This window comes from Sulfitobacter sp. AS92, from assembly GCF_038900015.1.
Classification (GTDB): Bacteria; Pseudomonadota; Alphaproteobacteria; order Rhodobacterales; family Rhodobacteraceae; genus Sulfitobacter.
The window spans coordinates 46,473-73,408 of the sequence record NZ_JBBMQL010000016.1; the positions used below are offsets into that span (position 1 = coordinate 46,473).

The 26,936-nt window shown below is 59.4% G+C and carries 27 protein-coding genes; 18 read left to right on the forward strand and 9 right to left on the reverse strand.

The features are described from left to right. Positions 1 to 8: 8 nt before the first annotated feature. The 3 genes from WNY61_RS18240 to WNY61_RS18250 are packed head-to-tail and all read left to right on the forward strand — an operon-like array spanning position 9 to position 2,603. A complete protein-coding gene (locus WNY61_RS18240; RefSeq protein ID WP_342852869.1) occupies positions 9 to 1,100 on the forward strand; it encodes a UDP-3-O-(3-hydroxymyristoyl)glucosamine N-acyltransferase in 1,092 nt (363 codons plus the stop codon). A 32-nt stretch (positions 1,101 to 1,132) separates the two neighbouring features. Further along, complete coding sequence (locus WNY61_RS18245) at positions 1,133 to 1,390, forward strand: acyl carrier protein (RefSeq protein WP_007119669.1); 258 nt, start codon at positions 1,133 to 1,135, stop codon at positions 1,388 to 1,390. A 4-nt stretch (positions 1,391 to 1,394) separates the two neighbouring features. Then, positions 1,395 to 2,603 (forward strand): beta-ketoacyl-[acyl-carrier-protein] synthase family protein, encoded by a 1,209-nt coding sequence (locus WNY61_RS18250; protein ID WP_342852870.1) that lies wholly within the window; start codon positions 1,395 to 1,397, stop codon positions 2,601 to 2,603. A 70-nt stretch (positions 2,604 to 2,673) separates the two neighbouring features. On the opposite strand, the gene WNY61_RS18255 is transcribed toward WNY61_RS18250, so the two are convergent. Next, positions 2,674 to 3,375: an invasion associated locus B family protein gene (locus WNY61_RS18255; RefSeq protein ID WP_342852871.1), complete on the reverse strand. Its 702-nt coding sequence runs from the start codon at positions 3,373 to 3,375 to the stop codon at positions 2,674 to 2,676. 467 nt (positions 3,376 to 3,842) lie between these two features. On the opposite strand from WNY61_RS18255, the gene WNY61_RS18260 reads away from it, so the two are divergent. Next, positions 3,843 to 5,375, forward strand: coding sequence for a helicase HerA-like domain-containing protein (locus tag WNY61_RS18260; RefSeq protein ID WP_342852872.1), 1,533 nt, complete (start codon positions 3,843 to 3,845; stop codon positions 5,373 to 5,375). A 74-nt stretch (positions 5,376 to 5,449) separates the two neighbouring features. Here the strand turns inward: WNY61_RS18260 and WNY61_RS18265 are convergent, their stop codons facing one another. The 6 genes from WNY61_RS18265 to WNY61_RS18290 all read right to left on the reverse strand — a co-directional run bounded on the left by WNY61_RS18265 (position 5,450) and on the right by WNY61_RS18290 (position 10,946). Beyond that, positions 5,450 to 6,754, reverse strand: coding sequence for a branched-chain amino acid ABC transporter permease (locus WNY61_RS18265; RefSeq protein ID WP_342852873.1), 1,305 nt, complete (start codon positions 6,752 to 6,754; stop codon positions 5,450 to 5,452). Then, positions 6,751 to 7,761, reverse strand: a complete 1,011-nt coding sequence (locus WNY61_RS18270) for a branched-chain amino acid ABC transporter permease (RefSeq protein ID WP_342852874.1) — start codon at positions 7,759 to 7,761, stop codon at positions 6,751 to 6,753. The genes WNY61_RS18265 and WNY61_RS18270 overlap by 4 nt, the downstream gene beginning before the upstream one ends. A gap of 2 nt (positions 7,762 to 7,763) precedes the next feature. After that, complete coding sequence (locus WNY61_RS18275) at positions 7,764 to 8,585, reverse strand: ABC transporter ATP-binding protein (RefSeq protein WP_342852875.1); 822 nt, start codon at positions 8,583 to 8,585, stop codon at positions 7,764 to 7,766. Next, positions 8,582 to 9,364 carry an ABC transporter ATP-binding protein gene (locus tag WNY61_RS18280; RefSeq protein WP_339637198.1) on the reverse strand — a complete coding sequence of 261 codons (783 nt, stop codon included), beginning with the start codon at positions 9,362 to 9,364 and terminating at the stop codon, positions 8,582 to 8,584. Before WNY61_RS18280 ends, WNY61_RS18275 begins: the two co-directional genes overlap by 4 nt. Before the next feature lie 88 nt (positions 9,365 to 9,452). Continuing rightward, on the reverse strand, positions 9,453 to 9,614 hold the full coding sequence (locus WNY61_RS18285; RefSeq protein WP_342852876.1) for a hypothetical protein: 162 nt from the start codon (positions 9,612 to 9,614) through the stop codon (positions 9,453 to 9,455). Between the two features lie 147 nt (positions 9,615 to 9,761). Further along, the gene (locus tag WNY61_RS18290) at positions 9,762 to 10,946 is read right to left on the reverse strand and encodes an ABC transporter substrate-binding protein (RefSeq protein WP_342852877.1); all 1,185 of its coding nucleotides are present in this window, start codon (positions 10,944 to 10,946) and stop codon (positions 9,762 to 9,764) included. 186 nt (positions 10,947 to 11,132) lie between these two features. Here WNY61_RS18290 and WNY61_RS18295 point away from each other — a divergent pair, with 186 nt between their 5' ends. Continuing rightward, entirely contained in the window at positions 11,133 to 12,230 is a 1,098-nt protein-coding gene (locus tag WNY61_RS18295; protein ID WP_342852878.1) for a PQQ-dependent sugar dehydrogenase, read from the forward strand. Between the two features lie 17 nt (positions 12,231 to 12,247). Here the strand turns inward: WNY61_RS18295 and WNY61_RS18300 are convergent, their stop codons facing one another. Next, a complete protein-coding gene (locus tag WNY61_RS18300; RefSeq protein WP_342852879.1) occupies positions 12,248 to 13,252 on the reverse strand; it encodes a GlxA family transcriptional regulator in 1,005 nt (334 codons plus the stop codon). Positions 13,253 to 13,442: 190 nt separating this feature from the next. Between WNY61_RS18300 and WNY61_RS18305 the strand changes: the two genes are divergently transcribed. Beyond that, positions 13,443 to 14,813 carry a 3-deoxy-7-phosphoheptulonate synthase class II gene (locus WNY61_RS18305; RefSeq protein ID WP_342852880.1) on the forward strand — a complete coding sequence of 457 codons (1,371 nt, stop codon included), beginning with the start codon at positions 13,443 to 13,445 and terminating at the stop codon, positions 14,811 to 14,813. 91 nt (positions 14,814 to 14,904) lie between these two features. Here the strand turns inward: WNY61_RS18305 and WNY61_RS18310 are convergent, their stop codons facing one another. Further along, positions 14,905 to 15,603, reverse strand: a complete 699-nt coding sequence (locus WNY61_RS18310; RefSeq protein ID WP_342852881.1) for a PAS domain-containing protein — start codon at positions 15,601 to 15,603, stop codon at positions 14,905 to 14,907. 244 nt (positions 15,604 to 15,847) lie between these two features. Here WNY61_RS18310 and WNY61_RS18315 point away from each other — a divergent pair, with 244 nt between their 5' ends. The 12 genes from WNY61_RS18315 (at position 15,848) to WNY61_RS18370 (ending at position 26,653) form a co-directional block, all read left to right on the forward strand. Beyond that, positions 15,848 to 16,738, forward strand: a complete 891-nt coding sequence (locus WNY61_RS18315; protein ID WP_342852882.1) for a YicC/YloC family endoribonuclease — start codon at positions 15,848 to 15,850, stop codon at positions 16,736 to 16,738. 3 nt (positions 16,739 to 16,741) lie between these two features. Continuing rightward, positions 16,742 to 17,389 carry a guanylate kinase gene (gene gmk, locus WNY61_RS18320; protein WP_342852883.1) on the forward strand — a complete coding sequence of 216 codons (648 nt, stop codon included), beginning with the start codon at positions 16,742 to 16,744 and terminating at the stop codon, positions 17,387 to 17,389. After that, positions 17,386 to 17,907 carry a gamma carbonic anhydrase family protein gene (locus WNY61_RS18325; RefSeq protein WP_342852884.1) on the forward strand — a complete coding sequence of 174 codons (522 nt, stop codon included), beginning with the start codon at positions 17,386 to 17,388 and terminating at the stop codon, positions 17,905 to 17,907. Before gmk ends, WNY61_RS18325 begins: the two co-directional genes overlap by 4 nt. Position 17,908: 1 nt before the next feature. Continuing rightward, positions 17,909 to 18,961, forward strand: a complete 1,053-nt coding sequence (locus WNY61_RS18330; protein ID WP_342852885.1) for an ATP-binding protein — start codon at positions 17,909 to 17,911, stop codon at positions 18,959 to 18,961. 138 nt (positions 18,962 to 19,099) lie between these two features. Beyond that, a complete protein-coding gene (locus WNY61_RS18335) occupies positions 19,100 to 20,140 on the forward strand; it encodes a substrate-binding domain-containing protein (RefSeq protein WP_342852886.1) in 1,041 nt (346 codons plus the stop codon). A gap of 113 nt (positions 20,141 to 20,253) precedes the next feature. Further along, the gene (pstC, locus tag WNY61_RS18340; protein ID WP_342852893.1) at positions 20,254 to 21,708 is read left to right on the forward strand and encodes a phosphate ABC transporter permease subunit PstC; all 1,455 of its coding nucleotides are present in this window, start codon (positions 20,254 to 20,256) and stop codon (positions 21,706 to 21,708) included. Continuing rightward, the gene (gene pstA / locus WNY61_RS18345) at positions 21,705 to 23,060 is read left to right on the forward strand and encodes a phosphate ABC transporter permease PstA (RefSeq protein ID WP_342852887.1); all 1,356 of its coding nucleotides are present in this window, start codon (positions 21,705 to 21,707) and stop codon (positions 23,058 to 23,060) included. The genes pstC and pstA overlap by 4 nt, the downstream gene beginning before the upstream one ends. Before the next feature lie 16 nt (positions 23,061 to 23,076). Further along, positions 23,077 to 23,874, forward strand: a complete 798-nt coding sequence (pstB, locus tag WNY61_RS18350; protein WP_342852888.1) for a phosphate ABC transporter ATP-binding protein PstB — start codon at positions 23,077 to 23,079, stop codon at positions 23,872 to 23,874. A gap of 4 nt (positions 23,875 to 23,878) precedes the next feature. Continuing rightward, a complete protein-coding gene (gene phoU, locus WNY61_RS18355) occupies positions 23,879 to 24,586 on the forward strand; it encodes a phosphate signaling complex protein PhoU (protein WP_007119647.1) in 708 nt (235 codons plus the stop codon). Between the two features lie 4 nt (positions 24,587 to 24,590). Beyond that, complete coding sequence (gene phoB / locus WNY61_RS18360) at positions 24,591 to 25,280, forward strand: phosphate regulon transcriptional regulator PhoB (RefSeq protein WP_007119646.1); 690 nt, start codon at positions 24,591 to 24,593, stop codon at positions 25,278 to 25,280. A gap of 180 nt (positions 25,281 to 25,460) precedes the next feature. Beyond that, complete coding sequence (aroQ, locus tag WNY61_RS18365) at positions 25,461 to 25,898, forward strand: type II 3-dehydroquinate dehydratase (RefSeq protein ID WP_342852889.1); 438 nt, start codon at positions 25,461 to 25,463, stop codon at positions 25,896 to 25,898. Further along, the gene (locus tag WNY61_RS18370) at positions 25,898 to 26,653 is read left to right on the forward strand and encodes a LuxR family transcriptional regulator (protein WP_342852890.1); all 756 of its coding nucleotides are present in this window, start codon (positions 25,898 to 25,900) and stop codon (positions 26,651 to 26,653) included. The genes aroQ and WNY61_RS18370 overlap by 1 nt, the downstream gene beginning before the upstream one ends. The last annotated feature ends 283 nt before the right edge of the window (positions 26,654 to 26,936 follow it).

Below are 26,936 nucleotides of genomic sequence, written 5' to 3' on the forward strand. Positions count from 1 at the left end.
CGCCCGATATGACCTATAGTGTTCAGCAAATCGCCAAGGCCGTCGGCGCCAGCGCCGAGGGCGACATCGCACTCAAGGTCAGCGGCGTTGCCGAACCGGCCAGCGCCCAACGCGGCGAGTTGGCGCTGGCGATGGATCCGCGCTATGCCAGCAGCCTCTCTGATGGTGCCGCCGAAGTGGCGATGCTTTGGGAGGGGGCGGATTGGCGGGCACTGGGGCTGAAGGCCGCGATCCTGCCCAACCGCCCGCGCTATGCGCTTTCTGGCGTGACGCGATTGCTCGATAAAGGGCAGGGGTTCAAGCCGGGCATCCATCCTACAGCCGTGATCGACCCCGATGCGGTGCTTGGTGATAACGTCTCGGTCGGCCCGCTGGCGGTGATCTCTGCCGGGGCTACGATTGGCGCAGGGAGCGTGATCGGACCGCTGTGTTTTGTCGGCGTGGATTCGACATTGGGCGAGGGCTGTTTCCTGCGCGAACATGTCAGCATCGGCGCGCGCGTGACCATCGGTCCACGCTTCATCGCGCAGTCCGGCGTGCGTTTGGGCGGCGATGGTTTCTCTTTCGTGACGGCCGAGCTTTCCACGGTCGAAAAAGCCCGGCAAACGCTGGGCGATCAGGGCGACGCGGCACCGCAGCCTTGGACCCGCATTCATTCGCTCGGCGCTGTGACCATCGGCGCGGATGTGGAAATGGGCATGGGCTCCACCATCGACAATGGCACCATCCGCAACACCCGCGTGGGCGATGGCACGAAAATCGACAACCTTGTGCACATCGGCCACAACGCGGTGATCGGCAAAAACTGTTTGCTTTGCGGGCAGGCCGGTGTTGGCGGCTCGACCCGCGTGGGCGACAATGTTGTACTGGGCGGGCAGGTGGGTTTGGCCGATAACATCACCATCGGCGACCGGGTGATCGCAGGCGGCGGGACGATTGTATTGTCCAACGTACCCAAGGGCCGCACGATGCTCGGCTATCCCGCCACGCAGATGAGCAAGCAGACCGAAATCTACAAAGCGCTGCGCCGCTTGCCCAAACTGCTGCGTGATGTCGCAGCCTTGCAGAAGCTAGTTTCCAAAGCCGACAAGGCTGACTAAACCTGCCGCGGACATATGTGAGGGACGCCGCCATGAGCACTCAGGATCAGGTCATCACCATCCTCGCCGAACAGGCCATGATTGAGCCGGAGGATGTCACGCTCGACAGCACGCTGGAGGATCTGGGCATCGACAGCATGGGGGTCGTCGAAAGCATCTTCGCCATTGAAGAGACATTCGACATTAACGTGCCCTTCAACGCCAATAGCCCCAGCGAAAGCGATTTCGACATCTCGACCGTGCGCAGCATCGTCGCCGGGGTGGAGCGGCTGAAAGCCGAACAGAGCTAAGCCCATGAAGAGAGTTGTCATCACCGGCGCCGGCACGATCAACGCTCTGGGCCTGTCGGTGCCAGAGACGCTCGCCGCGATGCGCGAAGGGAAATGCGGCATCGGCCCGCTTGAGTTCCGCGATGTGGAGCGGCTGGCCATCCGGATCGGCGGGCAGGTGCGCGGATTTGAGGCCGAAGGGCGCTACAATCGCCAACAGATCGCCCTTTATGACCGTTTCACCCAATTCACCCTCGCCGCCGCACGCGAAGCGATTGAGCAGTCGGGGCTGACCTTTACCGATGAGTTGGCCGCCCGGGCCGGTGTGGTTCTGGGCACGGCGGGCGGTGGTGTGTCCACGTGGGACGACAACTACCGCGCGGTCTATGAAGAGGGCAAGAACCGGGTGCATCCATTCGTGGTGCCCAAACTGATGAACAACGCCGCCGCTAGCCATGTCAGCATGGAGTGGAACCTGCGCGGTCCGTCGTTTACCGTGTCGACCGCCTGCGCGTCGTCCAACCACGCGATGGCGCAGGCCTTTGCAATGGTCCGCTCTGGCATGAGCCCGGTGATGGTGACGGGCGGATCGGAATCGATGTTGTGTTTTGGTGGCGTGAAAGCATGGGAAGGGCTGCGCGTGATGAGCCGCGATGCTTGTCGCCCGTTCTCGGCCAACCGCAATGGTATGGTGCAGGGCGAGGGCGCAGGGGTCTTTGTTTTCGAGGAATATGAACACGCCCGCGCGCGAGGGGCCGATATCCTCTGCGAGGTCGCGGGTTTTGCGATGACCTCTGATGCCAGCGACATCGTTATGCCGTCCAAAGCTGGTGCCGCGCGTGCCATGCAGGGGGCGCTGACAGATGCGGGGATCAACCGCGAAGAGGTCGGCTATATCAACGCCCATGGCACCGGAACGGCGGCGAACGACAAGACCGAATGCGCGGCGGTCGCGGATGTTTTCGGCGCCCACGCGGATCAACTGATGATCTCGTCAACCAAATCGATGCACGGCCATGTGATCGGCGGCACCGGCGCGGTTGAGCTTTTGGCCTGTATCATGGCGCTGCGGGACGGGGTGATTGCGCCCACCATCGGCTATGAAGAACCCGATCCGGAATGCGCGCTGGATGTGGTGCCGAACGAGGCCCGTGACGCGAGGGTCGATGTGGCGCTCAGCAATGCCTTTGCCTTTGGCGGGATGAATGCTGTGCTGGCCCTGCGCCGCGCCTGAGTTATCAAGCAGAGACGAAAAGTGCCGCCCCCTGGGGGAGCGGCATTGATTTCGAAATTTGTCGCAGGTCTTACTGCTCGATAACTGAGACTTCGTCGTAGCTGGCGGTGAAGCCGTCGAGCGAAAGGGTTACTTTCACTTCTTGATCAGGGGCCAGTGCGGGCACGATGGTCATCACCGCTTGCTTGCCGCGCTTGAACGCCGCGATATCTGCATCTGTCAGGCCCATGCGCACGTAACAGCCCACCGGGTTGCAGAAGGCATAGGGATAACGGCGCGCCTTGCCACCGTCGACCGAGAGGGTGAGCTGCGCGGGCAGGGCGGTTTCCAACGGTACAACAACCGTGGCACCCGCTTTAGCCTGGCCACCGCCGGGCAGACGGAAGAGCGAGAATTCGGCGACGGGCGCGCCTTCACCATCCGCGAGCAGTTGATACATCTGGCAAGGATCGACCTCTTCTTCGGTCTTGATGCAGCGCATCTCCCAGGATCCGATCTCTTTCTTGGTGTAAGGTTTGCCCAGCTCGGGATCTTTGTTTGCGTCTTCGCCAAGGCTCAGTTGGCTCTCGACCTCAGATGCATTTCCACTGGTGCCGGGCTGGAGTTCGTCATCTGGCGTGGTGCTTTCCTCTGCAGCCGTTTCAGGTGCTGCGGTTTCAGGCGCGGCGGTCTCAGACGTTGTGGTATCTGTCGCGGTCTGGGCGAAAGCGGTGATTGGGGCCGTCAGTGCAAGCGCTGCACAAAGCGGCAGGGCGGTCATAAACTTTCTCATGTCATATCCACATTAGTTGCGTTACCGCCCCTTACCACGCTGCCCCGGGATTGTCAGTGGTCAAGGCCGCATTTCAATCATGGTTCGGGCAAATTCATGCCGAGTGAAGATGGCGCGATTTCCCTATGATGTCAGAGGCTTAGCTGCCGGAAACGCAAAAGGGGACGCAGCGCGCCCCCTTCCGTGTACTTTCTCCCCGTCGGACTGGGCCGACTTATTAATGCCACGTTAGGCAAGCGCGTGGTGCCGGTCAACAGTAAAAATGCGACAATCTGTCAGGGTGATGCGGCAGCCTGTGGTAGAAAAAGGGCCGCACCCGAAGGCGCGGCCAGTCTAACAGGGAGGAAGTATACCCCGCCCGGTAGAAGGACATATGGGCGGGATGTCTTCACTATGGCGCGCAAAGGTTAAGTTTGTATGCTCTACTGGAACGGACGAATGGCTAAAATTGACAGAAAGGCCCCAGCGTGAGCAGTGACATCTTTATCGGCGGCGGTGGTCCCGACTATGCGACCAAGCAATTTCTCGACCTCGGCTATGCCAACCGCCACGGGCTGATCGCCGGGGCTACCGGGACGGGCAAGACGGTCACGCTTCAAATCCTCGCCGAAGGCTTTGCCAATGCGGGCGTTCCAGTGTTTCTGTCGGATGTGAAGGGTGACCTCTCGGGCCTCGCTGTCGCGGGGAGCGAGGCTGCGAAACTGCACGGCCCCTTCACCGAACGCGCGGCGAAAATCGGGTTTGAAGACTACGCCTATCAATCCTTTCCTGTGACCTTTTGGGATCTCTTTGGGGAACAGGGGCATCCAGTCCGCACCACCGTGTCTGAGATGGGTCCATTGCTGATCGCTCAGCTTTTAGACCTCAGCGAAGCGCAGGAGGGTATTTTGAACATCGCCTTCCGCGTGGCCGATGAGGAAGGGATGCCGCTCCTGGACCTCAAAGACCTACAGGCACTGCTTGTATGGGTTGGAGAGAACGCCAAAGAACTGGCGCTACGCTATGGCAATGTTTCCGCCGCGTCCGTTGGCACGATCCAGCGGCGGCTGCTGGTGTTGGAAAACCAAGGCGGCGCGCAATTGTTTGGCGAACCGGCGCTGGCACTGTCGGACCTGATGCGCTGCGATGCCGACGGGCGCGGGCGGATCAACATTTTAGCCGCCGACAAGCTCATGGCCTCACCGAAACTCTACGCGACTTTCCTTCTATGGCTGATGTCCGAACTCTTTGAAGAACTGCCCGAGGTGGGCGACCCCGACAAGCCAAAGCTGGTCTTCTTCTTCGACGAGGCGCATCTGCTTTTCGACGACGCCCCCAAAGCGCTGGTCGATAAGGTCGAACAGGTGGCACGGCTGATCCGATCCAAGGGGGTTGGGGTCTATTTCGTCACTCAAAACCCCGCAGATGTGCCCGATGATATTCTGGGCCAGCTGGGCAACCGCATTCAACACGCGCTGCGTGCCTTTACCGCGCGCGACCGCAAAGAGCTGCGCCAAGCCGCGCAAACCTACCGCGAGAACCCGCGCTTTGACACCGAAGAGGCGATCCGCGAGGTGGGCGTGGGCGAGGCGGTGACCTCCATGCTGCAACGCAAGGGCGTGCCGGGTGTGGTGGAGCGCACCCTGATCCGGCCGCCGTCGTCGCAGCTCGGCCCCATCTCCATAGGTCAGCGTGCCGCTGTGCTGGCAGAGTCGGATCTTGCCGGGAAATACGACACGTTGAAAGACCGCGAGTCGGCCTATGAAATGCTGAAGGCCCGCGCGGAGGCCGCGGCGAAAGAGGCTGAGAAGATAGAGGCTGCCGCAGAGGCCGAAGACGAGGCCGCGCGTGAATTCCAGAAAGCCCGCCGCTATGGCGGGACGCGGAGCACAAAGAGCACCCGCAGTACGTCAAATGGGTTTGGCGATGCCATCGCCTCGGTTGTGATCAAGGAGCTGAAAGGCACCACAGGTCGCCGGATCGTCCGCGGCATCTTGGGCGGACTGTTCAAAGGGCGCTGAGGCAAGCGATGGACAAAGAAAAGGGGCGCGGTAGCAATACCGCGCCCCTTTCTCATAGGCCATCAACCTCTAATTTACCGCTCGGGGATCAACCCGCGCGGGCTAAACCGCAGCACCAGCAGAAGCACCATGCCCATCGTTAGCAGGCGCATATGCGCGGCACTCTCGATCAGATGCGCCTTCAGGGCAGAGCCTTCGGACATGCCAGCGGTGATGAGGCTCATCAGCCACAGACCCATTGGCTCGACCTGCACCCAAAGGAACCAGATCAAGAAGCCCCCAAGGATCGCACCGAAGTTGTTGCCCGACCCGCCGACGATCACCATGACCCAGATCAAGAAGGTAAAGCGCAGCGGCTGGTAGGTGCCCGGCGTCAACTGGCTGTCCATCGTGGTCATCATCGCCCCGGCAATGCCGCAGATCGCGGAGCCAAGGATGAAGACCTGCAAGTGCCGCGCGGTGACATCTTTGCCCATCGCTTCGGCTGCGACCTCGTTGTCACGGATCGCCCGCAGCATCCGGCCCCAAGGGGAATGCAGCGCACGCTGGCTCATCCACAGCAGGACGATCAGTACAACCGCAAAGAGCGCGATATAGAGCAATTTGACCCAGAGCGTCGATGCGTCCACCGGATCGAAGCCGAACCCGGCGGCGCGTTCGACAAAGCTGGGATCGTTCTGCAGATCGATCTCATAGGGCACCGGGCGCGGCAGGCCGATGACGTTTTTCACGCCCCGGCTCATCCAGTCTTCGTTTTTCAGCACCGCGATGATGATCTCGGCAATCCCCAGCGTGGCAATCGCGAGATAATCCGACCGCAGGCCCAAAGCCGTCTTGCCGATGAGCCATGCCGCACCTGCGGCAAAGAGACCACCTACGGGCCAAGAGATCAGCACCGGCAGGCCGAGACCACCGAGATAGCCGCTCTGCGCCGGATTGATCGCTTCGACCGCCTCGACCGCAGGGTCGAGCAGGGCGCGGAAGACGAAGAAGCCGATGACCAGTACCGCGATCACCGCCAGCGTGCGGGCCGTGCCGGGGGCCATGCGTTTCATCAGCATAACCGCCGCGACCACCGTGCCCGCGCCAAGCGCCAGCGCACCCAGAATGGCGAAGCCGCCGGTGGACCATGCGCCCTCGGTCGGGGGCATGGAGACCAGCACAGCCGCAAGACCGCCAAGCGCCACAAAGCCCATGATGCCGACGTTAAAGAGCCCCGCAAAACCCCATTGAAGGTTCACCCCCAACGCCATGATCGACGAGATCAGGCCCATGGCGATGATCAGCAGAGCGGAGTTCCAGCTTTGCTCAAACCCGGTGTAGATGATCATCAAAGCGATGATGCCGAAAAGGATCGTGTTTTTCACAGTCTGGGTCATACCGATTTCCCCTTGAACAGCCCGGTGGGCTTGATCAGCAGAACGATCAGAAGAATGACGAAGCTGACCGCAAATTTGTAATCTGTGCTCATGAGTTGGACCAAGCCGTCAGGTTCCATCCCCTCGGGCATGACGTAGCCCAGCACCTTTTTCCAAGCATAGGTGATTGTCACCTCGCTAAACGCGATGACGAAACCACCCGCAATTGCCCCCACAGGGCTGCCAAGCCCACCAACAATCGCCGCCGCAAAGATTGGCAAAAGAAGCTGGAAGTAGGTGAAGGGTTTGAATGACTTATCCAACCCGTAAAGCGTGCCTGCGATGGTCGCGAGTGCGGCCACGATCATCCAAGTGATCATCACCACCCGCTCAGGGTTGATGCCCGACAGCAGCGCCAGATCCTCGTTGTCCGAATAGGCGCGCATGGATTTGCCCGCGCGGGTCTTGTTAAGGAACCAAAACAGCACCGCCACAACGATGATTGCGGTGACAATGGTGATACCTTGGGTCGTTTTAAAGGCAAGCCCCTCGTCCAGACCGGTCATCTGTTTGAAGTCGCGCGCTGACATGATGAAGCGCTGGCCATCAAGAAAGTTCTGATCGTCCGCGCCGATGATGAAGCGTGTGATGCCGTTGTAGATGAAGGTCACGCCGAGGCTCACGATCACCAAAATCACCGGCTTGGCCTTTTGCTCACGGTAAAACTTATAGACCACGCGGTCCGTCCCCAAAAGCAGCAGAATACAAAAGCCGATGCCGAAGGGCAGGGCCAACAGCGCCGTTGGCAGCACGCCGAGGCTCAGCCCCATCGACTGGAACAGCCATGTGATGAGGATGGTCGCCATGGTGCCCATCGCCATCGTGTCGCCATGGGCGAAGTTGGAGAACCGCAGGATGCCGTAGACCAGCGTCACACCAAGCGCGCCAAGGGCGAGCTGCGATCCATAGGCGATGCCCGGAATGAGGACATAGTTCGAAAGTGCAATAAATGCGTTGAGCAGATCCATGTTCAGCCCCCCAGAAACGATTTGCGGACTTCGGGATCGGCCAAAAGCTCTTTGCCGGTGCCGGTAAAGGCGTTCGCCCCCTGCACGAGGACATAGCCCTTGTCCGCAATCTCAAGCGCCTGGCGGGCGTTTTGCTCAACCATCAAGATCGGGATGCCGGTGCGGGCTACCTCGATGATCCGGTCGAACAATTCATCCATGACGATGGGGCTGACGCCTGCGGTGGGCTCGTCGAGCATCAGGACTTTAGGCTGGGTCATCAGCGCCCTACCGACAGCGACCTGCTGGCGTTGACCGCCAGAGAGTTCGCCCGCCGCTTGCAGCCGCTTTTCCTTGAGGATCGGGAAGAGGTCATAGACCTGCGCCATCGTATCGCGGAAGTCATCACGGCGGATGAAGGCCCCCATCTCTAGGTTCTCTTCGACCGTCATCGAGGTGAAGATGTTGGAGGTCTGGGGCACAAAGCCCATGCCCTTGGCCACCCGGTCTTGGGGACTGAGGTTGGTGATGTCCTCCCCGTCCAGCCGCACGTGGCCCTTGCGCATGTCGAGCATGCCGAAGACGGCCTTCATGCCGGTGGATTTGCCCGCCCCGTTGGGGCCGACGATCACAGCGATCTCGCCGCGGTCCACCGCGATGGTGCAGTCGTGCAGAATGTCGGGGCCAGCGCCGTAGCCCGCTGTCATGCTGTCGCCGATCAGGAAGGGACCGCCGGGGGCGGGGTGGGTTTTTCCGCTGGCCTTTGGCATGATGCTGCCTTGGCCTTTTGCGTTGCCGACCGACCAATCTTTGTTGCCTCGGTCGCCGTAGGGATCATTGCTCATGCGCCTACCTTGTCCTTGTTCTTCAGGCCGGTGCCGAGATAGGCCTCGATCACCTGCTCGTTCGCCTTGATCTCATCCAGCGTGCCTTCGGCCAGCACGTGGCCCTCGGCCATACAGATCACCGGGTCGCAAAGGCGGCCAATGAAATCCATGTCATGCTCGATGACGACGAATGTGTAATTGCGTTCTTGGTTCAAGCGGATGATGGCGTCGCCAATGGTGTTGAGCAGTGTGCGGTTCACGCCCGCGCCAACCTCGTCCAGAAAGACGATCTTGGCATCCACCATCATGGTGCGGCCCAGTTCCAACAGCTTTTTCTGACCGCCTGAGATCTGCCCTGCCTTTTGCTCGGCCAGATGTTCGATGGTCAGAAATTCCAAGACCTCATCGGCCTTGGCTTTAAGCGCGCGTTCCTCATTGGCGATGCGCTTGGTGCCAAACCATGTGTTCCACAGCGTTTCGCCCGACTGGTCGCCGGGGACCATCATCAGGTTCTCGCGGCATGACATCGACGAAAACTCATGCGCGATCTGGAAAGTGCGCAGCAGGCCCTTGTGGAACAGCTCATGCGGCGGCAGGCCGGTGATGTCTTCGCCATCCATCGTGACCCGGCCCGAGGTGGGCTTTAGCACGCCTGCGATAACGTTAAAAAGCGTGGTTTTCCCCGCGCCGTTGGGGCCGATCAACCCAGTGATCGATCCCTTTTCAATAGACAGGCTGGCCCCGTCCACGGCGTGAAACCCGCCGAAGTGTTTGTGTACGTCGTCTACGACGATCATATGTCCATCCCCGTGTCCGCCACCTTGTGGCTGGTTTTTATTGGTCGCTATGCGGTTGGCCGCGCGAATATCGCGCTATCTTACCTGTTTACAGTCTGTTGATATTCTTGGAAGGGACCGCTGCGGTCCTTTTGAGAAGAAAGCTTGCTGCTGCCTTGTTAAAGGCAAATTGTACGCCGCTGCCGAAATCACGATCGGCATTATGCATGCCCAAAGCCTTGACCGGCACGGCCATCTTTTGCTTTTCCATCCTGTCCTCCCAGACGGGACGTGTTTTCCACGTCCTCAATAAAGGATTTGTACTGGCTGCCAGCGCGGAAGAAAAGCCGATTTCCTAGGCAAAAGGCCCGATCGCGATGCGACCGGGCCCCTGCGAGCGCTTCAAACGAAGGTCGAATCAGCGGTAGCCGATCGTCACCATCTTACCGTCTTTCATCTCAATCTCACGGTAGCTGCCCGCGCTTTCGCCCGGTCCGATCAGCTCAACCGCGGAGGCACCGACATAGTCGACATCGCCGCCGTCTTTGATGATCTGCAGCGCTTTGCCCAGCTCACCCGGCAGGATTTTCTCGCCCGGTGCGTTGGCAACTTCCATCACCTTTTCTTTGTACATGGCCGGATCGTTAGAGCCTGCCGCCTGCATCGCCAGCAACATTAATGCTGCCGCATCATAGGCTTCGGGAGAGAAGGCGTTTGTTGGCTCGAAACCAGCTTCTTCGCCCATCTTCTTGTAGTTGTCGGGGCCTTCGCCAGCCGCGCTTGGGTTCTGGCCAAAGGAGCCATCTGCGATTTCGGCAAACTTCTCTTCCAGCGTGTCGGAAACCATGCCGTCGGGGAACATGAATGTGTCGAACGCGCCTGCGTCCAATGCACCGTTCACAATGCCCGCGCCGCCTTGGTCGACGTAGCCCGCAACGATCAGCACTTCACCACCGGCCGAGGCCAGCGCGCCGATTTCGGCAGAGTAATCCGCTTTGCCGTCTTCATGCGAGGTATTGATCGTGACCGTGCCGCCGGATTCCTTGAACGCGGTTTCAAAGCTGTCGGCCAGACCCTTACCATAGTCGTTGTTGGTGTAGGTGACGGCGACTTCTTTGATGCCACGGTCGTTCAGGATGTCGGCCATGACCTGACCCTGACGCGCATCCGATGGCGACGTGCGGAAGAACAGACCATTGTCTTCGACAGTCGACAGCGCAGGCGATGTCGCGGAAGGCGAAATCATCACGATGCCGTTCGGAATGGCGACGTTTTGCAGCGAAGCCGTTGTCTCGCCCGAGCACATGCCGCCCACAATGCCGCTAACGCGATCAGAGGTGATCAGACGCTCAGCGGAAGCCACGGCGAGGCCCGCGTCGATGCAGCCGGTGTCGCCACGCTCGGACGAAACGGTGCCGCCATCGAGGAAGTTGCCGGATTCGTTGACTTCGGAAATCGCCAGTTCAGCACCAGCCGCCATGTCATTGGCCAGCGATTCCAGCGGGCCGGTGAAGCCGAGCAGAATGCCGATTTTGGTATCTTGGGCCTGCGCGCCAGTGGCAAGCAGAGCAACAGCCGTTGTGGCCATCAGAATTTTTTTCATTTGGTTCTCTCCCTTAGTTGAACTCTCGTTCTGATGGAACGTTAGGTCGGTGTTTCGGAAAAGAAAAGGCGATTTATCAAGTGTTTTTGACGGGCGGCTTTTCGCGTGCGGTAGGCCGCGCGGTGGAAATGACCGGCGTGCTGTCTACATCTTAGCCCAAGCCCTCAATCCAAAAGGAGCCTGCCCATGACTTTCGTAAAGCATATTGTCGCGACCGCTGCGATTGGCCTTAGCAGCGTTTACGCCGCAGACCCCGCGCGCGCGCAAAGCGCCATGACGATCCTGCCAATCGCCGAAGGCCTAGAAGCCCCTTGGGGCGTTGCACCCTTGCCGGGAGGGGGGCTGCTCGTGACGGAAAAGGCAGGGCGGTTGGTCTATGAGAAGGACGGCATACGGCATGAGGTGTCGAACCTGCCAGAGGTCGCGGTGGTCGGGCAGGGCGGTCTGCTCGACATCACATTGGCGCAGGATTTTGAGCAAAGTCGCGAGCTTTTCCTGACCTATGCCAAGCCGCAAGAGAACGGCGGCGCGGGCACTGCTCTTGCCTCTGCACGCCTGTCGGACGATGGCAGCCGCTTGGAAAACCTGACTGAGCTTTTTGCCATGAAACCCGGCAGCAGCGGCGGTCAGCATTTCGGCTCTCGCGTGGTTGAGGCGCCCGATGGCACCCTGCTGATGACTATCGGTGAGCGCGGCGACAGGCCCGCAGCCCAAGACCGCAGCAGGCATAACGGCAGCATCATCCGCGTGAACCGCGATGGTTCGATCCCGGATGACAACCCTTTCGTAGATACGCCAGACGTGCTTCCCGAGATTTGGTCCTACGGCCACCGCAACCCGCAGGGTGCAGGTCTTGACCTTGAAGGACGGCTTTGGGTGTCAGAGCATGGAGCCAAGGGCGGTGACGAGGTAAACCGCATCTCCAAGGGTTCGAATTACGGCTGGCCAGTGATCTCTTATGGGGAACATTACTCGGGCGAAAAGATCGGCGAGGGGTCTGCGAAAGAAGGAATGGAACAGCCCGAATTTTACTGGGATCCCTCCATCGCCCCTGCGGGTCTGATGGTCTACTCAGGCGCGCTTTTTCCTGAGTGGGAGGGCGATATCTTCGTAGGTTCGCTCAAGTTCGATTACATTGCTCGGTTGAGTGGCGACCCACTAGAAGAGGTGGAGCAGATCAAGACCGAGGAAACCGCCCGCGTGCGTGATGTGGTCGAAGGCCCGGAGGGCGGGATTTGGTTCATTTCCGAGGTCAATGGCACAGTCTACCGGATCACACCTTAATCTCCACATTGGAGGCTTTACACTGGCAGCCGCGACGATTGGCTGCCCCGCTCGCGATAGGGCGTGGTCTGGTAATGCGCGCGGTAGCATTTAGAGAAATGCGACGGCGAAGCGAAACCGCATGCCAGCGCCACGTTGATCACGCTCATATCCGTCTGCATCAACAGGTTACGCGCCTTTTGCAGACGCAACTCCATGTAATAGCGCTTGGGGCTGCGATTGAGGTAGCGGCGGAACAGCCGTTCCAACTGCCGGGTCGACATGCCCACGTCCCGCGCAAGGATCGAAGGACTGATCGGCTCTTCGATATTACGCTCCATCTGCTGGATGACTTGGCTAAGTTTGGGATGACGCACGCCGATTCGTGTCGGGACCGACAGGCGCTGCGTGTCTTGGTCAGTGCGGATTGAAGAATAGATCAACTGGTCAGCCACGGCATTGGCTGTCTCTTCGCCATGGTCATCGGCGATAAGCTTTAGCATTAGGTCAAGTGACGAGGTGCCACCAGCGGTGGTCAGCCTGTTGCCGTCCACCACGAAAACCGATTTCGTCAGTGCAACTTCTTCGAATTCCTCACCAAAGCTGTCTTGGTTCTCCCAATGGATCGTGGCGCGTTTGCCGTCCAACAGCCCGGCCTTGGCCAGCGTATGCGCGGCAGTACACAGCCCGCCAACCACCAACCCCTTGCGGGCCTCCCGGCGCAGCCATGCCAGCAGCTTCTTGGTGGTGGCCGCCTGTACGTCGATCCCTCCGCAGATCAAAATCGTATCGTCGCGGCCCAACTCTTCCAACCCGCCATCAAGCGCAAAAACCGCCCCCGAAGAGCTGACACAGGTGTCACCCGTCTCGCCCACGACCTGCCAATCATAGACTTCCCGGTCGAGCATACGGTTGGTGATACGCAGGCATTCCACAGCCGAGGCAAAACTCAGCAACGTGAAGTTCTCCAATAGCACGAAGATAAATCGCCGCGGCTTGTCGGAATGGGGGGGCATGCGGGTGGCCGGGCGCGGTGGTGACATCTCGGCGTCTTTCTACTCAGGTCGTCTCTGCCGACATGAGCCATGGCCGCCAGAACTTGCCCAAACATTGCCCACGGGCCTCTCGCCACGTCAATAGGCCGCATTTCGGTTCTGGTCACTTTCCCCGCGCCTTTGTATAAAGAAAGATCACGAAGCGCCGACACTCGGCGCTGTGGAGCGGAGTAGAAAGATGACAGACTGGAGCACCTCGAGCTGGCGCAGCAAACCGCGCGTCCAGATGCCCGATTACCCTGACCAAGCCGCATTGCAAGCGGTTGAGGCACAGCTGGCTCGCTATCCGGTCCTCGTTTTTGCAGGCGAAGCACGCCGACTGAAGAGACATCTGGCAGCGGCTGGCCGTGGCGAAGCGTTCCTTTTGCAGGGCGGCGATTGCGCCGAAAGCTTTGAGCAGTTCAGCTCGGACGCCATTCGCGACACATTCAAAGTGATGTTGCAGATGGCCATTGTCCTGACCCACGGGGCCAAGGTGCCCGTGATCAAGCTGGGCCGGATGGCTGGCCAATTCGCCAAACCGCGTTCGGCCCCGACCGAGACGGTTGATGGCGTGGAACTGCCCAGCTACCGCGGCGACATCATCAACGATCTGGCCTTCAACGCCGAGTCGCGCATCCCCGACCCGCAGAAGATGTTGCGCGCCTACACACAGGCTGCCGCCACGCTGAACCTGCTGCGCGCCTTCTCGACCGGGGGCTATGCCGACGTGCATCAGGTCCACGGCTGGACGCTGGGCTTCACCGATGACGAAAAAGCCGAGAAATACCGCGAGATTGCCAACCGCATCTCCGACACACTGGATTTCATGGCCGCTGCTGGCGTGACCGCCGAAACCGCGCATACGCTGCAGTCGGTAGAGTTCTACACCAGCCACGAGTCCCTGCTGCTGGAGTATGAAGAGGCGCTTTGCCGCCGTGACAGCCAGACCGGTAAATGGTTGGCAGGCTCGGGCCACATGATCTGGATCGGCGACCGCACGCGGCAGCCAGACGGCGCGCATGTGGAATTTGCCCGTGGTGTGCAAAACCCCATCGGCCTAAAATGCGGCCCCTCAATGACCAGTGATGACCTTAAAAAGCTGATGGCCAAGCTGAACCCGGACAACGAAGAAGGCCGTCTGACGTTGATCTCGCGCTTTGGTGCGGGGCAGGTGGGCGATCACCTGCCGCGTCTGGTCAAAGCGGTGCAGGAAGAGGGCGCGAATGTCGTCTGGACCTGCGACGCGATGCATGGCAACACGATCAAATCCTCGACCGGCTACAAGACCCGGCCATTCGATTCCGTGCTCCGCGAAGTGCATGAGTTCTTCGCCGTGCATAACGCCGAAGGTTCTGTCCCCGGTGGTGTGCATTTCGAAATGACCGGCCAAGACGTGACCGAATGCACCGGCGGCGTGCGGGCCGTCAGCGACGAAGACCTGTCGGACCGCTACCACACCGCCTGCGATCCGCGCCTGAACGCCAGCCAATCGCTGGAACTGGCGTTTTTGGTGGCTGAGGAACTGTCAAACCGGCGCGCGACGCAGGCGACACGAGCGGCCGGGTAACAGCAGCGTCGGGCTGAGAACGATTAAGATTAACGCCGCCCGCATTTTGCAGGGCGGCGTTTTCAATTTGATCAAGGCGTCGGAGCGGGGGTTATTCCTCCTCCGACTTCACCACGCGCAGATAGGGCGGCAACTGCGCCCGCTCAGAGCGGGTGAAGCGGCCTTTGTCCTCGGCAAAGGCAAATTCCTCTGGCAAGCTTTGTTCGGGGCGATGACTGGCATAGGTCAACGCCTTGGTCGCGCTTCCCAAAACGTTGTGCCGTGTTTCCTGCGCCAGATCAAAGCGGCGCGGGGTTTGACCAATCTCGCCTTGCACGACCAAACAGCCCAGCACACGGCTCACATCGCCGAGATCACTTTTAAGCGGCAACAGCAGCATCTGGCCGGTCAAAGCGGGGCGACCATAGGCGGCGGGCGCGCTAAGGTGCAGCGTGGTCTGGCCGGGCATCTGAAAGACTTCTTCAAGCGCTTCAGCCACGCGGGGGCGAGACTGCGTGCCGAAAAAAGCGGTAATCGGCATGCCGCGGACCTCCATCCCCATAAGATCGCGCAGATGCCCGCCTGCGATGCGCAACCGGCCGACGCCAACCGCGACACGTTCGAGAATAAAGGCAAACTCCAGCGCGGATTCGATCCCGCGTGGGTCAATATCAGACCGTCGCGGCATCAATCTGTTGCCGCGCAATGCTTCCCAATAAGCTTCGACCTGCGCCAGCGGGCCATAGCCAACATGCCTCCGATGATCTGACATGGCGACAACATTCTGCGCGGTTTGGCCTGCATTGTCCATCAAACTTACCCTTAAGGACTCGGCCAATACAGCTGCCGTCTGCGGGACGACAGCGACAGTGAAAGGCCCTAAACATTACCAAACTATTAATAACCATGTTTAAGACCACTTTCGTCTCTCTTTTAACTAAATGGTTAACGGGTCATCCACGGATGCTGGGTGGTGGCGGCGGGGTCGGGGGCTTGCCCCTCGCGGGGGTTTCGCCGTAAGGCAAGGTATGACCGCCCTAGCAAGGAACGCGCCGATGATCAGGTCCATGACAGGTTTCGCCTCTGCCTCCGGCACGCAGGACAGCTGGAGTTGGTCTTGGGAATTGCGTGCGGTCAACGGTAAGGGACTGGACCTGCGCCTGCGAATCCCCGATTGGATCGAAGGGCTAGAGGTCGCTTTGCGCAAGCAAATGACGGCAGATGTGGCGCGCGGAAACATCACCTGCAACCTGCGCATATCTTCGACCGAAAGTGCAGGCTCGCAGCAAGTCAACACGGCCCACGTTGACGCGCTTCTCGATGCACTGCACGAGATTGAGACCCGCGCCATGGACGCCGATGTGTCGCTGGCACCTTCGCGGGCGAGCGACATTCTGACCATGCGCGGTGTGCTGGAACAGACCGATCAGGTTCAAGACATTGACGGATTACGTGAAGCCTTGCTGTCCGAATTCCCTGCCGTGTTAAGCGACTTTAACGCCATGCGCCGTCAAGAAGGGGAAGTATTGGCCGAGATAATGCAGAACCAGCTTGGGGAAATTGAAAGCCTCGCGGCTCAGGCAGCAAGGCTTGCCAACGACCGCAAAGAAGACACCGCCGCCAATTTGCGCCGCAATCTCGCTCGGGTACTGGACAACAGCGAAGGCGCCGATGCGGACCGGGTGGTGCAGGAACTGGCGCTGATTGCCGTGAAGGCCGATGTCACCGAAGAGATCGACCGCCTTGCTGCCCATGTCGCCGCTGCACGCGCGCTGATCGAGCAGGGCGGCCCAGTAGGGCGCAAGCTCGATTTCCTGATGCAGGAGTTCAACCGCGAAGCCAACACGCTCTGCTCCAAGGCGCAGAGCACGGAATTAACGACTGTCGGTCTGGCCTTAAAGGCGGTCATCGACCAAATGCGCGAACAAGTACAGAATGTGGAGTAAGACGTGACCAAGCCTAGCCGACGCGGCCTTTTGATTATTCTCAGTTCCCCCTCCGGGGCGGGCAAATCGACCATGGCCCGCGCCCTGCGCGCATGGGATCCAACGATCAACTTCTCCGTCTCCGCCACCACCCGCGCGCCCCGTCCGGGCGAGGAAGATGGAAAGGACTACCGCTTCGTCGGCGAAGAAGGTTTCCGGCAGGCGGTGGCCGAAGGCGAGATGCTGGAACATGCGCATGTGTTCGGCAATTTCTACGGCTCTCCCAAAGCGCCGGTGCAGGCAGCGATTGATCAGGGGCAAGATATTCTCTTTGATATCGATTGGCAGGGCGCACAGCAGATCCGCAACTCGGACCTGAACACACACACGCTGTCGATCTTCCTGCTGCCGCCTTCCATTACAGAGCTGAAACGCCGCTTAGAGAGCCGCGGGCAAGACGATGCTGAGACGATTGCCAAGCGCATGGGCAAAAGCTGGGATGAGATCAGCCACTGGGATGGCTATGACTTTGTCCTGGTGAATGATGACCTCGACCAGACCGAAGCGCGGCTGAAATCCATCATCACCGCCGCGCGTCTGAGGCTAAGCCAGCAACCCGCGATTAAGGACCATGTCCGTCTTCTGCAATCTGAATTTGAGGAATTGAAATGACCCTTTACGCCCTCGCCGACGCCCGCCCCGAAGTCGCCCCTGACGCATGGGTCGCCCCTGATGCAAACGTCATTGGCAAGGTGACGCTTGGGCCCGAGGCCTCGGTCTGGTTCGGCAGCACCCTGCGCGGCGACAATGAGATGATCACCGTGGGGCGCGGCAGCAATGTGCAAGAGAACTGCGTCTTTCACACCGATATGGGCTATCCGCTCACCGTGGGCGAAGATTGCACCATCGGCCATAAGGTCATGCTGCACGGCTGCACCATCGGCGACAACAGCTTGATCGGCATGGGGGCCACGGTGCTGAACGGCGCCAAGATCGGCAAAAACTGCCTGATCGGGGCAGGGGCGTTGATTACCGAAAATAAGGTTATCCCCGACGGCTCCCTTGTGATGGGCGTACCTGGCAAAGTCGTGCGTGAGCTGGACGCCGAGGCGATCCAAAAGCTAACCGCCTCCGCCAAACACTATGCTGAAAACGCCGCGCGCTTCCGCCGCGATCTTAAACCGCTCTGACATGGCGACCACCGCCGTTACATTGTCCGATCTCGTCGCAGCGCTGCCGCTGCCCAGTGTGGCGATCAATGCCGAAGAACGGATCACGGTTCTGAATACGCCTGCCGAAGATTTGCTGGGCAAAGGGCTGATCGGCCGTCATTTCGTCACAGCTTTGCGCCAGCCGGCGCTGGTCAATGCTGTTGAACGCTGCCTGTCCGGCGAAGGGCCGTGCCAGGCGCGGTTCAACAGCATCGGCGGAGAGCATGGCACTACCTACGACGTGAGCCTGCGCCCCTTGGGCGACCACGGGATCGTCCTGCTTAGTTTCAACGATGTGACAGAGATGGCGCAGGCGGGACAGATGCGCCGCGATTTCGTGGCCAATGTCAGCCATGAGTTGCGCACCCCGCTGACCGCGCTCATCGGGTTTATTGAGACACTGCAAGGCCCGGCGCGCGATGATACCGCCGCGCGAGAGCGGTTTCTGGGCATCATGGCGCAAGAGGCCGAGCGCATGAACCGGCTGGTGGGAGAGCTGCTGTCCCTCAGCCGGGTGGAGGCAGAGGAACGCGTGCGCCCCGAAGCCCCGCTCGATGTGCGCGATGTCTTGGGCGGCACGCTGCGCAACCTTGGACCCTTGGCGACGGATAGTAATGTGACCCTGGTCCCTCAGTTGGGAGAAGAACCTGCGCATGTCTTGGGGGATGCGGACCAGTTGATGCAGGTCTTCACCAACCTGATCGAAAACGCGATTAAATACGGGGGGCGTGACAGTACGGTCGATATCTCGACTGAGATTGCCTCCTACGACCCCGCCATGCGCGGCCCGGCGGTGCACGTAAGCGTCCGGGACCACGGCCCCGGAATCGATGCCATTCACCTGCCACGTCTGACCGAGCGGTTCTACCGAGTCGACAGCCACCGCAGTCGTGCGCTTGGGGGGACCGGGCTGGGGTTGGCCATCGTAAAGCATATTATGAATCGCCACCGTGGGCGGCTCAAGATCACCAGCACCCCTGGTCAAGGCGCTGAATTCCGCGTGATTCTGCCGATGAAAACGGAATCTGACTGAATTTTGCAGAAATTTGGTGATTCACGTCGACTGTCATGAAACTGTAACGTTGCTGTCACAAAAGCACAGCATCGCTTTCATAAACGGGGCGCAGATCACCATGGGGTGGTCACTAATTCGCATCTGACAGGAGATATCATGTCACTCGCAAAACTCACCACTTCCGCCCTGGCCATTGCTGCCGTATCCGCAACTGCCGCTGCCGCGCGTGACCAAGTACAGGTTGCCGGTTCTTCGACCGTGCTGCCCTATGCCTCTATCGTCGCCGAAGCCTTTGGCGAAAACTTTGATTTCCCGACACCGGTCGTGGAATCGGGCGGCTCCTCGGCAGGCCTCAAGCGTTTCTGCGAAGGCGTGGGCGAGAACACCATCGACATTGCAAACGCCTCGCGTCAGATCAAAGACGCCGAAGTGGCGGTCTGTGCAGAAAACGGCGTGACCGATATCATCGAAGTCCGCGTTGGCTATGACGGCATCGTCTTCGCCTCCGACATCGATGGCAACACATTCGAATTCACCCCTACCGATTGGTACAAAGCCCTGAGCGCCAAGGTCGTCGTCGACGGCGAAGTGACCGAAAACCCCTATACAACTTGGGATCAGGTTAACCCCGCATTCCCCGCCCAGCCGATCCAAGCCTTCATTCCCGGCACCAAACACGGCACGCGCGAAGTCTTTGAGGAAAAAGTGATCCTCGCTGGCTGTGAAGAAACGGGCGATCTTGAAGCCTTTGCCGAAGCCGCGGGCGGCGACGAGAAGGCCGCCGAGAAAGAGTGCATCAGCCTGCGCACTGACGGTAAATCCGTAGACATCGACGGCGACTACACCGAGACACTGGCGCGGATCGAAAGCAACAAAGACGGCATCGGCGTCTTCGGTCTGGCCTTCTATGAGAACAACACTGACAAGCTGCAGGTAGCCACCATGGGCGGCGTAGAGCCAACCACCGAGAGCATCGCCTCGGGTGACTACCCAGTATCGCGTCCGCTGTTCTTCTACGTCAAGAAAGCCCACATCGGTGTGATCCCGGGCCTGAAGGAATATGCTGAATTCTTCGTCGCCGACGAAGTGGCTGGCCCCGACGGCCCGCTGGCCGAATACGGTCTGGTATCCGACCCCGAGCTGGCCGAGACCCAGTCCGTGGTTACAGATGAGACTGTGCTGGGCAACGGTTCCTAAACCTCACTACAACGACACCGGGGGCGGGTGACTGCCTCCGGTTTTTCGCTTTTTGATCCACCGGGGGACATGTGGGACAAATTCTATCATCAGGCGCGGTGCTGCCGCTGGTCATGCTGATCGCGGCTTTGGCACTGGGCGGGTACTTCCTTACGCGGGGTCGGGCTTTGGCTTCGGCCCAAGGCGACAGCCGCAACCTGCATTCGCTGCCCAGCTATTACGGCTATAACGCGGTGATGAGCGTCGCCGTGCCCGCACTTTTGGTCTTAGGTATTTGGCTGCTGGTTCAGCCGATGCTGGTGCAATCTTCGGTCGTGGAAATGATCCCTGCCGGAGCGGTGCCCGAAGGGTCATCCGTTAACCTACTGATGAGCGATGTGCGCCGTCTGGCAGATGGGCTTGATGCTGCGGTTTCTGCTGGGGTGATCAGCGTGGAGGATGCAGCAGATTTGTCTGCCGCAGACGATCTGCGCGCTTGGCTGGCCGAGCAGGGTGTGGCGATTGGCGGCGATATTAGTCCCGAGGTGCTTGGCGCCGCTCAGGCCTTCCGCGAGATGACGGCCAGGGGCAATTTCTGGCGCAACATCATCGTCGCTTTAATTGCTTTGGCCGGACTGCTCATTGTCCTGCGCGAAACCAACGCAGAGTTTCGCGCCCGCAACCGGGTCGAGGGCGGCATCAAGGCACTGCTGATCCTCGCCGCATCGTTGGCGATCCTCACCACCGTGGGCATCGTGCTGTCGATGCTGTTTGAGACGATTAACTTCTTTAACCTGCATCCTTGGACCGACTTTTTCTTCGGCTCTTCTTGGGCGCCCAACTTCCGCGGTGACAGTGATCTGTCGATCCTGCCGCTGCTTTGGGGGACGCTTTATATCTCGTTTATCGCGTTGTTGGTGGCCGTGCCCATCGGACTTTTCGCCGCGATCTACCTGAGCGAATATGCGGGGCCGAAAGTGCGTGCGACGGCCAAGCCGCTGCTGGAGATCCTCGCCGGTATTCCCACAATCGTCTACGGCCTCTTTGCGCTGCTAACCGTGGGCCCGTTCCTTGTTCAAGTGTTTGGTCGTGGTGACGAAGGGCTTTTGGGCGTCGAATGGATGTCGGGGGCGACCTCGGTCCTGACCGCCGGGCTGGTTATGGGCATCATGCTGATCCCCTTCGTCTCGTCCCTGTCCGATGACATCATCAACGCAGTGCCCCAGTCGCTGCGCGACGGGTCCTTCGGCTTAGGTGCCACCCATTCTGAGACGATCCGCCAGGTGGTCATCCCCGCAGCACTTCCCGGCATCGTCGGGGCCGTTCTGCTGGCTGCCAGCCGCGCCATCGGTGAGACGATGATCGTGGTGCTGGGGGCAGGGGCCATCGCCCGCATCTCCGGCAACCCACTTGAGGCCATGACCACCATCACCACCCGCATCGTCAGCCAGTTGACCGGGGACAGCGATTTCGCCAGCCCCGAAACGTTGGTCGCCTTTGCGCTTGGTCTGACCCTTTTCGTCCTGACCTTGGGCCTGAACGTGCTGGCCCTCTACATCGTGCGTAAATATCGGGAGCAGTACGAATGAGCGATATCCCTAATCCCGCAGCCCCCATGGCAGACCCCCGCGGCGCATCCTTGCTGGTGCAAGACGGGCGCACCAAACGCCGCAATGCCGCCGAGGGACGTTTCAAACTCTATGGTATTGCAGCCATCACCATCGGCCTGCTGATGCTGCTGACGCTGCTCTTTACCATCATCTCGCGCGGGACAGGCGCGTTCCAGCAGACCTATGTGACGCTTTCCGTGCCGCTTTTGGAAGACAAGCTCGACAAGAACGGCAATCGTGATCTGGAAGACATCAAAAAGGTCTCAACCTTCGGTTATTCCCCTCTGCTGAACGCTGCCTTCGAGAACAAGATTGAAGCCGCAGGCATCGAAAGCGACCTGAAGACCAAGGCTATGGCTGGCATCCTTTCAAAAGATGCCGCCGCACAGCTGCGCGACCATGTGCTTGCCAACCCGGGCCTAATCGGCAGCGATCCGGAGTTTGAGTTTCTCACCAACAGCCGCGTCGATGGCTATCTCAAGGGCCGTGTCACCCGTGAGAGCATCGCCAATGACAAGAACATCAGCGCCGAACAACTCGATCTGGTCGACGCGCTGATCGCCGATGGCAGCATTGAAAAACGCTTTAACCTCGACTTCATTACTGGCGCCGACGCCTCTGATGCGCGCCCCGAAGCGGCGGGCATGGGCGTGGCGATGATCGGTTCTTTTGCGATGATTCTTGTGGTGCTGGTGCTGGCGCTGCCCATCGGCGTTGCGGCCTCGATCTACCTTGAGGAGTTCGCACCGAAAAACTGGATCACCGACATCATTGAGGTGAATATCAGCAACCTCGCGGCGGTCCCGTCGATCGTCTTTGGTATCCTTGGCCTTGCGGTTTTTATCAATTACATGCACCTGCCAAACTCCGCACCCTTGGTCGGTGGTCTGGTGCTGACGCTGATGACCCTGCCGACGATCATCATCTCGACCCGCGCCTCGCTGAAATCCGTGCCGCCCTCGATCCGGGATGCGGCACTGGGAGTAGGAGCCTCGAAAATGCAATCGGTCTTCCACCATGTGCTGCCACTGGCCGCACCCGGCATCCTGACCGGCACCATCATCGGGCTGGCGCAAGCCCTTGGTGAAACAGCACCTTTGCTACTTATCGGCATGGTCGGCTTCATCGCCTCCAACCCGCCGGAGAGCATCGCCGAAGGGCTGATGTCCCCGAATTCCGCCATGCCGGCCCAGATTTACGAATGGGCCAAACGCGCCGACCCGGCCTTCTATGAACGTGCTTGGGGCGGTATCATCATCTTGCTGGTGTTCCTGATCTCGATGAATGCCATTGCCGTGCTGCTGCGCCGCCGCTTTGAGCGACGCTGGTAAACAAAGGACGGGACCCATGAAAGACAACAGATATTCGGAGAGTGACGTGACAACCCAACCCGTCAAGATCGCGGCCCGCAATGTGCAGGTCTACTACGGTGACAGCCACGCCATTCGCGACGTGGACATCGACATCAACGATAAAACAGTGACGGCCTTCATCGGCCCTTCGGGCTGCGGGAAGTCGACTTTTCTACGCTGTATCAATAGGATGAACGACACAATTGATGCAGCGCGCGTCACCGGTGATATTCGCATCGACGGCGAAGACATCTATGACAAACGCGTCGACCCGGTGCAGCTGCGGGCCAAGGTAGGCATGGTGTTCCAAAAGCCCAACCCGTTCCCCAAGTCGATCTATGACAACGTGGCCTATGGCCCGCGCATTCACGGGCTGGCGCGCAACAAATCTGATCTAGACGAGATTGTCGAACAGGCGCTCCGCCGTGGGGCGATCTGGAACGAGGTGAAGGACCGTCTGCATTCACCGGGCACGGGTCTGTCGGGTGGCCAGCAGCAGCGTCTGTGCATCGCTCGTGCCGTGGCCACGGAGCCCGAAGTGTTGTTGATGGATGAGCCTTGCTCGGCGCTTGACCCAATTGCCACCGCGCAAGTCGAGGAATTGATTGACGAATTGCGCCAGAACTACTCCGTCGTGATCGTCACGCACTCGATGCAACAGGCCGCGCGTGTGAGCCAGAAAACCGCCTTCTTCCACCTCGGCAACCTCGTGGAATATGGCGACACCGACGACATTTTCACGCGCCCCCAAGACCCGCGCACTGAAAGCTACATCACCGGCCGTATTGGATAATATCATGTCAGATCAACACATTGCATCAGCATTCGACCGCGATCTGGAAGCCGTCCAGGCACAGATCCTCAAAATGGGTGGCCTGGTCGAAGACGCCATCCGCCGCGGCGCGCAATCACTTGAAACCCGCGACGAAGAGCTCGCCAATGAGGTGCGGGCAGGGGACAAGGCCATTGATGGGCTGGAAGAGCAGATCAACGAAAGCGCCGCCCGCGTCATTGCATTGCGCGCGCCCACGGCGATTGACCTGCGGCTAACACTCAGCGTCATCAAGATTAGCGCTAACCTAGAACGTATTGGCGATTATGCAAAAAACATGGCCAAGCGGACCAGCGTGCTCAACCAGATGGAGCCGGTTAGCGACAGCACCGGTGCGATCCGCCGCATGGCTGGCGCGGTCGAGGCGATGCTGAAAGATGCGCTTGACGCCTATATCCAGCGCGACGCTGATCTGGCGCGCGACGTGATCACGCGCGACGAAGATGTCGATCAGATGTACAACGCGCTGTTCCGCGAATTCCTGACCTTCATGATGGAAGACCCGCGCAGCATCACGGCTTGCATGCACCTGCATTTCATCGCCAAAAACGTCGAGCGTATGGGCGACCATGTCACGGCCATTGCGGAACAGGTCGTCTATCTCGTAACCGGCGTCACGCCCGAGGAAGACCGGCCAAAAGCCGATCGCACCTCAGTGACTACGAAGGACTGAGACGATGGACGTAACACGGCCACAGGTTTTGCTGGTAGAAGATGAGCCCGCGCAACGTGAAGTTCTGGCCTATAACCTTGAAGCCGAAGGCTTTGAGGTGCGCCGCGCTGAGGATGGTGAAGAGGCCATGCTCTTGGTATCAGAGGCCGCACCTGATCTGGTGATCCTCGATTGGATGATGCCCTTGATGAGCGGCATAGAGGTGTGCCGCCAGCTTAAGACGCGCGAGAGCACGCGGCATATCCCGGTCATCATGCTGTCTGCGCGATCTGAGGAAGTCGATACCGTGCGCGGCCTTGAGACCGGCGCGGATGACTATGTGATCAAGCCATACAATCTGCGCGAACTCATGGCGCGCGTACGGACCCAGCTGCGTCGGACAAGACCCGCAGCCGCGGGCGCGCTGCTGAGCTTTGATGACATCCAGCTTGATCCAGAGCGTCACCGCGTGAGCCGCGCAGGTAGTGAGTTGAAGCTGGGACCAACGGAATACCGGCTGCTCACGACGTTGCTGGAAAAGCCCGGTCGGGTGTTCAGCCGAGATCAGCTTCTCGATCATGTTTGGGGGCGCGATATCTATGTCGATACCCGTACCGTGGATGTTCACATCGCACGGCTGCGCAAAGCGTTGACCCGCGAAGGCGGTGGCGATCCGATTAGGACTGTACGCGGCGCAGGATATGCATTGGGATAAGCGCTTTCGCGCACCGCACACTAGCGTTTAATTACATAATACCAATTATAAGTATCAATCCATATACTACGACCCATTGTTGCGATTTTCTCGCCACAGTAACATCTCAATGCCAGCTGACGCTGGACAGCGCCAGTTTCGCTCCGCTAACACTATCGAGATGATTGTAAGCGAGTAATTATGGCCTCTGTACTTATTTTAAACGGCCCGAACCTGAACCTGTTGGGCACGCGACAGCCTGAGGTCTATGGCAAAACGACTTTGGCGGATGTCGAAGCTCTCTGTGCATCGGAAGCTGCGCGGCTTGGATTGGATATGCAGTTTGCACAGTCCAACCATGAAGGCATGATGATTGATTTGATCCATCAAGCGCGCGGCCAGCACGATGGCATTGTCCTAAATGCCGGCGCATATACGCACACATCAATTGCCTTGATGGACGCCATCTCCTCGGTTGAGCTGCCTGTGGTGGAAGTGCATTTGAGCAATATTCATGCGCGAGAAACCTATCGCCACACCTCCTATATCGCGCCCGTTGCCCTGGGCCAAATTTGTGGTTTTGGCGCGCATGGCTATGTTTTGGCCCTTCAAGCCCTTCAACATCGCCTCGCAAACTAATGAATTTGCGCGACTATCTACACAAGATCGCACATAGCCCGACCATCGAAGAACTCTGGGATGCCCACACGCGACAGATGGCTGACTTCGGATTCGATCGGTTGATTTATGGCTTTACGCGCTACCGAACGCCGACGTCGCTGGGGGATCCGGCGGATTTTGTCATTCTGAGCAATCAAAGCTCGGAATACCTTAAAGGCTACCTCCACAGCGGGCTCTATTTCCATGCGCCCATGGTGCGTTGGGCGCTCAACAACGAAGGCGCTTGCAGCTGGGGCGCTTTGCGTGAAATCGCGCTCGGTGAAGGTCTGACCGAAGCCGAAAGCCGTGTCATTGAGTTTAACCGCTCTATGGATGTTACGGCTGGCTATACAATTAGCTTTCGTTCGATCTCAGCCCGGTCCAAAGGTGCGATTGCCCTGACGGCAAAGCGTGGCATGAGACAAGCGGACGTCGACGCAATCTGGACTGAGCATGGGGCCGACATTCAGCTGATGAATGAGATCGCCCACCTTAAAATTCTCTCCCTGCCCTATAGCAGCCCTAACCGCAGCCTCACGCGGCGCCAGCTGGAAGTGCTTGAATGGGTCGGAGATGGGAAGACCACGCAGGACATCGCCCTTCTGATGGGTCTGACTGCGGCCACTGTGGAAAAGCACTTGCGTCTTGCCCGCGAAGCGCTGTCGGTTGAGACGACGGCACAGGCTGTTCTAAAGGCTGCATTTGCGAACCAGATGTTTGTGATGGATACGTAATATATTAGGGTATGGAATACCTTACTGGTACCCAGAGTGGTAGATGGCCATGGTCCGCCAGTATCGCGGGTGTCCGCACCGGCGGTACGACGGTCCGTATATCCTTGTAATACCAAGGCTCTTTCCGGGCCGCCGGTCTCAGTCAGGTTTATTTTCACCTGGCTGACCGGATCCCTCCCCCTTTCAGCAATACCTGCTCGCAAGATGTCGCAATATGGCATCTGTGTTTAGCTAAACCGATTTCGGAGGCCGAATGCAAAAAGGGCGGCGCATTCCCATGCGC

Excerpts from the sequence above, each read along its gene's own strand:
- WNY61_RS18240 (WP_342852869.1), top strand. The coding sequence starts at position 9 with ATGACCTATAGTGTTCAGCAAATCGCCAAGGCCGTCGGCGCCAGCGCC.
- WNY61_RS18245 (WP_007119669.1), top strand. The coding sequence starts at position 1,133 with ATGAGCACTCAGGATCAGGTCATCACCATCCTCGCCGAACAGGCCATG.
- WNY61_RS18250 (WP_342852870.1), top strand. The coding sequence starts at position 1,395 with ATGAAGAGAGTTGTCATCACCGGCGCCGGCACGATCAACGCTCTGGGC.
- WNY61_RS18255 (WP_342852871.1), bottom strand. The coding sequence starts at position 3,375 with ATGAGAAAGTTTATGACCGCCCTGCCGCTTTGTGCAGCGCTTGCACTG.
- WNY61_RS18265 (WP_342852873.1), bottom strand. The coding sequence starts at position 6,754 with ATGACCCAGACTGTGAAAAACACGATCCTTTTCGGCATCATCGCTTTG.
- WNY61_RS18270 (WP_342852874.1), bottom strand. The coding sequence starts at position 7,761 with ATGGATCTGCTCAACGCATTTATTGCACTTTCGAACTATGTCCTCATT.
- WNY61_RS18275 (WP_342852875.1), bottom strand. The coding sequence starts at position 8,585 with ATGAGCAATGATCCCTACGGCGACCGAGGCAACAAAGATTGGTCGGTC.
- WNY61_RS18280 (WP_339637198.1), bottom strand. The coding sequence starts at position 9,364 with ATGATCGTCGTAGACGACGTACACAAACACTTCGGCGGGTTTCACGCC.
- WNY61_RS18285 (WP_342852876.1), bottom strand. The coding sequence starts at position 9,614 with ATGGAAAAGCAAAAGATGGCCGTGCCGGTCAAGGCTTTGGGCATGCAT.
- WNY61_RS18290 (WP_342852877.1), bottom strand. The coding sequence starts at position 10,946 with ATGAAAAAAATTCTGATGGCCACAACGGCTGTTGCTCTGCTTGCCACT.
- WNY61_RS18295 (WP_342852878.1), top strand. The coding sequence starts at position 11,133 with ATGACTTTCGTAAAGCATATTGTCGCGACCGCTGCGATTGGCCTTAGC.
- WNY61_RS18300 (WP_342852879.1), bottom strand. The coding sequence starts at position 13,252 with ATGTCACCACCGCGCCCGGCCACCCGCATGCCCCCCCATTCCGACAAG.
- WNY61_RS18305 (WP_342852880.1), top strand. The coding sequence starts at position 13,443 with ATGACAGACTGGAGCACCTCGAGCTGGCGCAGCAAACCGCGCGTCCAG.
- WNY61_RS18310 (WP_342852881.1), bottom strand. The coding sequence starts at position 15,603 with ATGGACAATGCAGGCCAAACCGCGCAGAATGTTGTCGCCATGTCAGAT.
- WNY61_RS18315 (WP_342852882.1), top strand. The coding sequence starts at position 15,848 with ATGATCAGGTCCATGACAGGTTTCGCCTCTGCCTCCGGCACGCAGGAC.
- WNY61_RS18325 (WP_342852884.1), top strand. The coding sequence starts at position 17,386 with ATGACCCTTTACGCCCTCGCCGACGCCCGCCCCGAAGTCGCCCCTGAC.
- WNY61_RS18330 (WP_342852885.1), top strand. The coding sequence starts at position 17,909 with ATGGCGACCACCGCCGTTACATTGTCCGATCTCGTCGCAGCGCTGCCG.
- WNY61_RS18335 (WP_342852886.1), top strand. The coding sequence starts at position 19,100 with ATGTCACTCGCAAAACTCACCACTTCCGCCCTGGCCATTGCTGCCGTA.
- pstC (WP_342852893.1), top strand. The coding sequence starts at position 20,254 with ATGCTGATCGCGGCTTTGGCACTGGGCGGGTACTTCCTTACGCGGGGT.
- pstA (WP_342852887.1), top strand. The coding sequence starts at position 21,705 with ATGAGCGATATCCCTAATCCCGCAGCCCCCATGGCAGACCCCCGCGGC.
- pstB (WP_342852888.1), top strand. The coding sequence starts at position 23,077 with ATGAAAGACAACAGATATTCGGAGAGTGACGTGACAACCCAACCCGTC.
- phoU (WP_007119647.1), top strand. The coding sequence starts at position 23,879 with ATGTCAGATCAACACATTGCATCAGCATTCGACCGCGATCTGGAAGCC.
- phoB (WP_007119646.1), top strand. The coding sequence starts at position 24,591 with ATGGACGTAACACGGCCACAGGTTTTGCTGGTAGAAGATGAGCCCGCG.
- aroQ (WP_342852889.1), top strand. The coding sequence starts at position 25,461 with ATGGCCTCTGTACTTATTTTAAACGGCCCGAACCTGAACCTGTTGGGC.
- WNY61_RS18370 (WP_342852890.1), top strand. The coding sequence starts at position 25,898 with ATGAATTTGCGCGACTATCTACACAAGATCGCACATAGCCCGACCATC.